The sequence below is a fragment of the Shewanella sp. 10N.286.45.A1 genome, assembly GCF_041470405.1.
Classification (GTDB): domain Bacteria; phylum Pseudomonadota; class Gammaproteobacteria; order Enterobacterales; family Shewanellaceae; genus Shewanella.
In genome coordinates this window covers 1-8,866 of record NZ_JBFRMK010000138.1, presented here as the reverse complement: position 1 = coordinate 8,866, position 8,866 = coordinate 1, and the positions used below count along the sequence as shown (strand labels likewise).

Below are 8,866 nucleotides of genomic sequence, written 5' to 3'. Positions count from 1 at the left end.
AGAATAACTATTAGCTCAAATCTCACTACTTGCCTACCGCGTTTGAATTCCCGCTGAATTGTCACACTTTAAATGCAATTGCTGTAACGACGACAAAGCCGATCCGATTAGATCAGCAAAGTATTATCTACCTGCAAGGCGCGCAGCATCTTTGAATAGCTTAAAGAAGTTCTCAGTCGTATACTCGGCCACATCAGGATATTTCTCACCTCGAAGCTCCGCGACAAACTCGGCAACATCACGAACAAAAGCTGGTTGATTCTCTTTACCACGATGAGGAACGGGGGCTAAATACGGTGAATCAGTTTCAACCAACAATCTATCTTTTGGTACTTTTCTTATCACGTTACGCAGTTCACCAGCATTCTTAAATGTGACAATGCCTGAAACCGAAATATAAAATCCCATATCTATTGCAGCTTTTGCCATATCCCAGCTTTCGGTGAAACAGTGTAAAACACCTCCTACTGAGTCTGCATTGCCCCTCTTTAAAAAATTAAGGGTATCTTCTCGAGCATCGCGAGTATGGATAATCAGAGGTTTTTTAACCTTAACGGCCAAATCAATTTGCTGTTCAAAACAAGATTGCTGTAACGCTTTAGTCTCATTAGCATAAAAATAATCAAGCCCAGTTTCACCTATAGCGACGACCTTTTCATCACGGGCAAAGAGCTCTATCTCTTCTACGTTAAGGCCATCTTGGACATCTAAAGGGTGTACGCCTGCTGATAGAAACACTTCATCGAACGACGCCATTTTCTGCTTCATCTCTAAAAAACCTTGTTGCCTAACATTCACACAAAGGAAATAAGCGATATCACGGGCTTTGGCAGCACTAATGATATTTTTTAGTGAATCATGATCTGGCGCGGTTTTAAGACGATCTAAATGGCAATGTGAATCGATAAGCACAGGAGAGTCCAACAAGCAAAAAGGAGAGCAAGTCTACCGAGCTACATAGTGCAGGTCAAATCAGAAGAGGACAGTTCGTGTGACAAAAGCTGTTCAATATGGTGCTTATGTAAATCAGGCTCTGATACAATTTTAACCCCTATACCTACAGGACGCCCACCAGGAGCTCCTAAAGGATTTATCCACACTACTGAACCTTCGAACTGCATCTTTTCAGTCGTTCCCGGTAAACGGTAAACCACGGACAATGATTGCCCAAGTACAAAGTTATCTGTGCTGCCAATAAATAACCCCGCAGGCTTAATGAAAGGCATATAGGCCCTATATAGCTGGTGCAAGGTGTCAAAATTAACAACAAGATTTGTCATAAAGAGTTAGTTTTCCATTATATGTATATATTCAAGCACAATGCTTTCAAACAAGCCCAATACATTGATTGTTGGCATTATAGAAAGGCGTGTTTCTTGCTGCATGATTTTAGCTGAAAAAGTGACAATAGCTGAACGTATTAATGGGTCTAGCTTATTGTCTGTTACCAGCTTTCGATGCAATACAAGGTATAAAACTTTAATTGCGTCAGAAACTTGCTTTTCGTTTACATTTTGTAAACTAGCACAGAGCTGCTTTGACGACAAACTTTCAATCCAACCTTTTCTAAATGCTAAAAGGCTTTGATAGCGACCACTTTCAATAGCAGATACTATGGCTAGCGGTCCACCAACGACTGGTAGACACCAGCTATAATCAGCGGATGTTTTTAACTGATCGTTGAGCCAATGCTTAACGTCAGCTCTGGAAGGAAGTTTCACCTGAACGCGCTGGCAGCGACTGCTTATCGTTGCCATCAAACGGCTTGGCGAGTTAGCTTGCAACAGCAATATCGTTTCTTTACCGGGCTCTTCGAGTGTTTTAAGTAACGCATTCGCTGAAGCCTGATTGAGTCGCTCACAATTTAAAATCACGGCAATGCGCCGACCGCCCTGCTGAGCAGTCGTTGTCAGTTTTTGACATAATCCTCTTATCTGGTCGACTTTAATTTGCGCGCCATCAGCTTCAATTTGATAAAAGTCTGGATGACTATTCGCCTCTACTAGCTGACACGCTTTGCAAAAACCGCAGCCACCCGCTTGTCCGACCTGGCTACATAGTGATGCCTTTGCCAGATCCAGTGCCAGTATTTCACCGCCATAACCGGCATCCAAACCGATAAGATAGGCATGTGCGACCTGTTGACGCTTTAACTGTGCATTAAACGTATCACTCGCACTTTGCAACCAAGGTAACTGTTGCATGCTACCAAGCCTGATCTTGTAAGACGGCGATAATATCTTTGTGTACAGCTGCCATACTTTGGCTCGCATCAATAATCATGATTGAATCGTCGTTGTCTGCATATGACAAAAATGTCGCCCTTGTGCGATTAAAGAACTCTATCTCTTGTTGTTCAATACGATCCAGTTCGCCACGATTAGCTGCTCGCGCTAGCCCCAGTTTTGGGTCAATATCGAGATAAAGTGTCAAATCAGGTTTAAAACCTTTTAGCGTAGCCTCACTAATTGATGAAACTAACGGCATTAGCCCGCGGCCTCCGCCTTGATAAGCGAGCGAAGATAAATTATGTCTATCACCTAAAACCCATTTGCCTTCAGCAAGCGATGGCTTTATCACATTAGCGACCAATTGTGCTCTGGCGGCATAAAAAATGAGACATTCAGCTTCATCACATAATGGATCTGACTCATTGGCAATTTTTACTAAGTCACGCATCTGCTCAGCTAAAGGTGTCCCACCTGGCTCTCGGGTACATACGGGGGCTTGCCCAGTGTGCTTTTCAATAAAATCTCGCACTAAAGCAATGGCACTCGATTTACCCGCCCCCTCTAAGCCTTCTATAACAACGAATTTTGCATTTTTAACCGTGGTTGATTCTATAGTCATCGATTTCTCTGATATTTGTTCACTGCCCGATTATGCTCTTGCAGTGTTCTTGAAAATACATGGCTGCCATCATTTCGAGAGACAAAATAAAAATAATCTACATCTGCTGGATTTGCAGCAGCCTGAATAGCAGCAAGGCTCGGTGCCGCTATGGGTGTAGGCGGTAAGCCATTAATTCGATAGGTATTAAAAGCTGTTTTTTCTCTTAAATCTTTGCGAGTAATATTGCCTTCATAACGTTCACCCATGCCGTAAATAACAGTAGGATCTGTTTGTAAACGCATGCCTTTATTTAATCTATTGATAAATACCGCTGAGATCCAAGGTCGCTCACTAGCCTTCCCTGTCTCCTTTTCGATTATCGATGCAAGGATGAGTAGTTCATAGGAGGATTTTAAAGGCAGTCCTTGTTGGCGATTATGCCAAGCACTATCGAGTTCAGCTTGCATTTTTCGATAACTTTCTTGCAATAATGCTCGGGCTGAATTATTGGCCCGGTAATGGTAAGTGTCTGGAAAAAACTTACCTTCAGCCAATCCAGAAGTATCACCATTATCAAGCAAAATTTGCGTAAACATGCCTTCATCAAACTTAAGTTTAGGCTGCGTGAGAAGTAGCTGTTGCCACTCCTTTATGCTCTGTCCTTCTAATAGCGTTAGTGCGAAGGATTTCTCTCTGCCTGAGACAACTCTCTCCAACAAGCTTGTCACGGTATCCTCAGGAGCAACATCATATAAACCTGATTTTATCTGTGCCAGCTCAGGGTTTAATCGCACTAACCATTTTAGTTTCCAGCCATCATCTTCAATAAGATTTTGTTGTCTAAGCAGCTGACTAAACTGGTTAAATGAAGTGCCTCGTTGGATCTCTAACTCCTGGGCTACGCCTATCTTTAACGGTGATTGAGCAAACTGCGTTAACGTTTGGTAGCCCCAGTATCCGCCAAGCGCAGCAATTGTCAGTAGCGTAAAGCCAGTCGCAAAAAAACCAATTAAAAATTTCTTCATAATGTCAGATTAAGTCGCTCTCTTAATAAAGATGTAAAAGGTGCTTTTTGTAAAATATGTTGATCGATTAAATTGATATCAACAACGCCAAGCAAACTGTTGGTTATAAATGCATGGTCAACGTTAGACAGTTTACTTAGATTTATTTCAGTTACCGAAACTTTAAAATTCATATCCAAAAGTTGATAGATCACCTGCTCTCTCATCATGCCAGCAACACCAGCATAAGCAAGTTTTGGAGTCAGGATGCCAGCCTCAGTTATAAAAAATAGATTAGCCATCGACGATTCGATAATATTTCGCTGAGCATCAAGTACTAACCAGTCATCATAGCCCGCGGTGAGTGGCTCCGATTTAATCAGTACCTGCTCGAGTCTATTACAATGTTTCATTCCAGCAAGACGTGGTTGTCGCGCTAATAAAATAGCTGAAGATTGCAAGCTTATCCCTTGATTTTGCCAACGTTGGTAAACTTCGGGAAACGGATGAACCGATACAATTTCATTAGTCGATTGATTGGTATGTGGCGGCGTATAGCCTCGTCCACCAACACCACGGGAAAGTAAAACTTTAAGACACGATTGGGGATGTTTTTGAGCGCATTCTAACAAAAGTGCACGAAGACTCAGTGACGGCTGCCAGTCAAACCCCAAGCGTTTTGCGCCTTGGGTCAATCGCAAAAAGTGAGATTCAACGAATTGAATCTCACTTTTGTGTACTCGCATTGTTGCAAATAGACCATCACCGTAGGCTAACCCTCTATCAAGAGGGTTAATCGCGGCATCAGGTTGTCCATTAACCCAAATTGTCGACATTAGCTATCCTGACTAATTTTGCCTGCACAGCGACCCGTAAAATTGCAGATATAGCACTATGCACCCTAGATATAGAGCGGTTTTTTAAATACTGCTCTACAGCTATTAAACGCATAGTGACCATCGCTAATTTACTTTGCTAACAGGTGCTGTATACGCGCTTTAAGAATATCGGTCGCGATACGGTTCTTACCACCACGCGGAACAATAATATCCGCATATTGTTTAGACGGTTCAATGAACTGTAAAAACATTGGACGCACTGTTTCAGTATACTGAGACATGACCGATTCCATCGTTCTGCCACGCTCAGCCACATCACGAGATAATCTGCGCATGAAACAGATATCGAGCGGTGTATCCATAAACACACTCGCATCCATTTGGTCGCGAAGAGCAGGATCTGTCAGTAATAAGATCCCCTCAAGAATTATGACTTTCTTTGGGGTCAAGTTTACTTTTTCGTCAGTACGAGTATGTTCAGTGTAACTGTAAACAGGAATATCAACTGGGTTACCATCTTTAAGTGCTTGAAGATGTTTACACAACAGCTCATGGTCTAATGCTTTTGGATGATCGTAATTGGTGAGTACTCGTTGATCCATCGAAAGATGACCTTGGTCACGATAGTAGGCATCTTCTGCAATTACACCGATTTGGTCAGTGCCAAGATCACGACACAACTCCTCATATATCGTTTTAGCGATAAGGCTTTTACCTGACGCAGAAGCACCAGCAATTCCGATAACAACACATTGTTTTGAATTCATTTTAAGACCTTACTCGTCGTCCGATATACTTATAGATACTTTAGATTGCGCTTGGCATAACGCAAGCTGAGCGCCTACTTTACGCGCAATTTCACGATATATATTAGAAACTTGACACTCACTGTCGGCGGCAACAGTAGGAGTTCCTTTATCGACATCTTCGCGAATATTAAGCTGCAGAGGCAATTGACCCAATAGAGGTACATTGTAACGAGTGGCCATTTTTGCGCCACCATCAGCGCCAAATGGATGGTCTTTATGACCACACTCAGGGCACAAATGAAAGCTCATATTTTCAACAATACCCAACACTGGAATATTAACTTTCTCGAACATGCTGACACCTTTTTTAGCATCAGCCAGCGCGATATCTTGCGGGGTCGTCACAATCACAGCACCGCTTACTGGCACTTTTTGCGACAAGGTAAGTTGAATATCACCGGTTCCTGGTGGCATATCGATGACCATGTAATCAAGTTCAGGCCACTCGGTTTCAGTAAGAAGTTGAACTAAAGCGCCTGCAGCCATTGGGCCACGCCATACCGCAGCTTGGTCACCATCTAACATAAAGCCAATTGACTGCGCTGCAATACCATGCGCATTTGCAGCTGTCATTATTTTTCCATCTGGGGAAACAGGCTTAAAGTCTTCAACGCCTAACATCATCGGAATTGATGGCCCGTAAATATCAGCATCTAATATACCGACTCGAGCACCTTCACTGGCGAGAGCTAATGCAAGGTTAACTGCAGTGGTTGACTTACCCACGCCGCCTTTACCTGAAGCCACTGCAATAATTTGCCTAATATTCGGCAGTGGCTCTACCGCACTAATTGCAGAAACAGTTTCTGGTTGGAAATCAATTTCACATTCAACTTCATCAATGGCATCCAGTACAGCGAGTTCCTTAGTTACTGCCATAACAATGTCTTGATACTGCGTTTGACATGGGTATGAATAGCACAAGCCAAGTTGCAAGCGCTTACCTTCAATTGCTAGCTTAGTCACCATGCCAGCGCTTAAAAAGCTTTTGTTTAAATATGGATCTTGGAACGCATCAAGAATGGCTAAAACAGGACCGAGAAGATCATCGTTGAGATGATAGTTTGGATGAGATGAAGACAAAATGGAGACCCCCTAAATATGATTTGCGCAATTGTACCAGAATTTAAAGCAAACATTAGTCTAGATTTACCACAGTTACGCTAGGATTTAATGAAACTATGCATTGGATCGGTTAGTATCTATTCCATTCTATTTAGGTTCCCAGCGATTTCGAGAAAAGATGGCAAATTCACAACGTAAAATCTTAGTCACTAGCGCACTCCCATATGCCAATGGTCCAATTCATTTAGGCCACATGCTGGAGTACATTCAAACCGATATCTGGTCACGTTTTCAAAAATTACGTGGGCATGAATGTCACTATATCTGCGCCGATGATGCTCATGGCACCCCTATTATGCTTAAAGCACAGCAGATGGGCATTGCGCCAGAAGAGATGATTGCTCAAGTGCAAAAAGAGCATGAAAAAGATTTTGCTGATTTCAACATTCAATTTGACAATTTCCATAGTACTCACAGCGAAGAAAACCGTGAGCTCGCCAGTGAAATCTACATCAAGTTGCGTGATTCAGGTTATATAAAAACCAAAACTATTTCACAGTTGTTCGATCCTGAAAAATCGATGTTCCTACCTGACCGTTTCGTTAAAGGCACTTGCCCGAAATGTAAGAGTGAAGATCAATACGGCGATAACTGCGACAACTGTGGTGCAACATACAGCACTACAGACCTGTTAAACCCATATTCTGCAGTTTCTGGCGCTACTCCAGTGATGAAAGATACCGAGCACTTCTTTTTCGACCTACCCGCTTTTGAAGGTATGTTAAAAGAGTGGATTAACTCTGGTTCTTTACAACAAGAGATGGCCAACAAGCTTAGCGAATGGTTTGAACAAGGCTTGCAACAGTGGGATATATCTCGCGATGCTCCTTACTTCGGTTTCGAGATCCCGGATGCTCCAGGTAAATTCTTCTATGTGTGGTTAGATGCACCCATTGGTTACATGGGCTCATTTAAGAACCTATGTGATAAGCGCGATGACTTAAACTTCGATGATTTTTGGAGTAAGGACTCATCTGCTGAAGTATATCACTTCATCGGTAAGGACATTGTTTACTTCCACAGCTTATTCTGGCCTGCAATGCTCGAAGGTGCTGGTCTTCGTAAGCCTACTAGTGTCTATGCCCATGGTTACGTCACCGTAAACGGCGCAAAGATGTCAAAGTCTAAAGGAACGTTTATTAAAGCGCGGACTTACCTTGATAACTTAGACCCAGAATACTTACGTTATTACTACGCGGCTAAGCTAAGCAGTAGAATTGATGACCTAGATCTAAACCTAGAAGACTTTGCTCAACGGGTTAACTCAGATCTTGTCGGTAAATTAGTTAACCTTGCTTCACGTACTGCCGGTTTCATCAGCAAGCGCTTTGATGGCAAGTTGGCTAAAATCGCCGATAGCAGCTTGACTGACAGCTTTGTCGCCAAGCAGGAGACGATTGCTAACCTATACGAGACACGTGAATACGGTAAAGCGATGCGTGAAATCATGGCACTTGCCGATGTGGCTAACGCTTATGTTGCTGATGCAGCACCTTGGCAGCTAATTAAAGACGAGGCTAAACAAGAAGAAGCCCATCAAGTGTGTAGTAATGCGCTTAACTTGTTCCGTATCTTAGTCACTTACCTAAAGCCGGTACTGCCTAAGCTTGCAGCAGATGTTGAAACATTCCTTAAAATGGAACTGACTTGGGACAACATCAATGCCGATTTAGCTGGTCATGAAATTGCTAAATTTAAAGCACTTATGCAACGTATTGAGATGAAGAGCATAGAGGCAATTATTGAAGCTTCAACTGAAAACCTTCAAGTTGCCGCAGCAGAAACACCAAAAGTTGAGGTTCAGCAAACGGAACTCGAAAAAGAGCCGTTAGCCGCCGAGATAAGCTTTGATGATTTTGCCAAAGTTGATCTTCGAATTGCGCTTATTGCCAAAGCTGAACATATCGAGAAGGCCAACAAGCTACTGCGTTTAGAGCTAGATTTAGGCGGCGAAACTAAACAAGTTTTCGCAGGCATAAAATCTGCTTATGCACCAGAGGATTTGATTGGTAAGCATACCGTGATGGTGGCAAACTTAGCGCCACGTAAGATGAAGTTCGGTGAATCAGAAGGTATGGTATTAGCCGCAGGTCCTGGCGGTAAAGATATCTGGATCCTAGAGCCACATGCAGGTGCTAAACCTGGCATGCGAGTGATGTAGCTGTCACTCTCTCATTAAAAAGCCGCTCTAAAATGAGCGGCTTTTTTGTATCTGTTGTCTCGTGCTGGAATGCGTTTATTAATACCAATTGCATTA

Annotated in this window: 9 protein-coding genes; 1 reads left to right on the top strand and 8 read right to left on the bottom strand. The window is 42.8% G+C overall.

Going from position 1 to position 8,866, the window contains the following annotated elements; translation table 11 throughout:
* Positions 1 to 123: 123 nt before the first annotated feature.
* The 8 genes from AB4238_RS11425 to apbC all read right to left on the bottom strand — a co-directional run bounded on the left by AB4238_RS11425 (position 124) and on the right by apbC (position 6,567).
* A complete protein-coding gene (locus AB4238_RS11425; protein ID WP_371995393.1) occupies positions 124 to 912 on the bottom strand; it encodes a TatD family hydrolase in 789 nt (262 codons plus the stop codon).
* Between the two features lie 41 nt (positions 913 to 953).
* Complete coding sequence (locus tag AB4238_RS11420) at positions 954 to 1,280, bottom strand: PilZ domain-containing protein (RefSeq protein WP_372033560.1); 327 nt, start codon at positions 1,278 to 1,280, stop codon at positions 954 to 956.
* A gap of 6 nt (positions 1,281 to 1,286) precedes the next feature.
* A complete protein-coding gene (holB, locus tag AB4238_RS11415; RefSeq protein ID WP_372033559.1) occupies positions 1,287 to 2,204 on the bottom strand; it encodes a DNA polymerase III subunit delta' in 918 nt (305 codons plus the stop codon).
* A gap of 1 nt (position 2,205) precedes the next feature.
* On the bottom strand, positions 2,206 to 2,850 hold the full coding sequence (tmk, locus tag AB4238_RS11410; protein ID WP_371995396.1) for a dTMP kinase: 645 nt from the start codon (positions 2,848 to 2,850) through the stop codon (positions 2,206 to 2,208).
* Positions 2,847 to 3,857, bottom strand: coding sequence for an endolytic transglycosylase MltG (gene mltG, locus AB4238_RS11405; RefSeq protein ID WP_372033558.1), 1,011 nt, complete (start codon positions 3,855 to 3,857; stop codon positions 2,847 to 2,849). The genes tmk and mltG overlap by 4 nt, the downstream gene beginning before the upstream one ends.
* A complete protein-coding gene (gene pabC / locus AB4238_RS11400; protein ID WP_372033557.1) occupies positions 3,854 to 4,672 on the bottom strand; it encodes an aminodeoxychorismate lyase in 819 nt (272 codons plus the stop codon). Before pabC ends, mltG begins: the two co-directional genes overlap by 4 nt.
* Before the next feature lie 131 nt (positions 4,673 to 4,803).
* Complete coding sequence (gene udk / locus AB4238_RS11395; RefSeq protein WP_372033556.1) at positions 4,804 to 5,442, bottom strand: uridine kinase; 639 nt, start codon at positions 5,440 to 5,442, stop codon at positions 4,804 to 4,806.
* A gap of 9 nt (positions 5,443 to 5,451) precedes the next feature.
* Entirely contained in the window at positions 5,452 to 6,567 is a 1,116-nt protein-coding gene (gene apbC, locus AB4238_RS11390) for an iron-sulfur cluster carrier protein ApbC (protein ID WP_371995400.1), read from the bottom strand.
* Between the two features lie 160 nt (positions 6,568 to 6,727).
* Between apbC and metG the strand changes: the two genes are divergently transcribed.
* A complete protein-coding gene (metG, locus tag AB4238_RS11385; protein ID WP_372033555.1) occupies positions 6,728 to 8,770 on the top strand; it encodes a methionine--tRNA ligase in 2,043 nt (680 codons plus the stop codon).
* The last annotated feature ends 96 nt before the right edge of the window (positions 8,771 to 8,866 follow it).

What these genes read in the sequence shown, in the direction of transcription:
- udk (WP_372033556.1), bottom strand. Translation starts at nt 5,442, where the DNA reads ATGAATTCAAAACAATGTGTTGTTATCGGAATTGCTGGTGCTTCTGCG.
- pabC (WP_372033557.1), bottom strand. Translation starts at nt 4,672, where the DNA reads ATGTCGACAATTTGGGTTAATGGACAACCTGATGCCGCGATTAACCCT.
- mltG (WP_372033558.1), bottom strand. Translation starts at nt 3,857, where the DNA reads ATGAAGAAATTTTTAATTGGTTTTTTTGCGACTGGCTTTACGCTACTG.
- holB (WP_372033559.1), bottom strand. Translation starts at nt 2,204, where the DNA reads ATGCAACAGTTACCTTGGTTGCAAAGTGCGAGTGATACGTTTAATGCA.
- metG (WP_372033555.1), top strand. Translation starts at nt 6,728, where the DNA reads ATGGCAAATTCACAACGTAAAATCTTAGTCACTAGCGCACTCCCATAT.
- tmk (WP_371995396.1), bottom strand. Translation starts at nt 2,850, where the DNA reads ATGACTATAGAATCAACCACGGTTAAAAATGCAAAATTCGTTGTTATA.
- AB4238_RS11420 (WP_372033560.1), bottom strand. Translation starts at nt 1,280, where the DNA reads ATGACAAATCTTGTTGTTAATTTTGACACCTTGCACCAGCTATATAGG.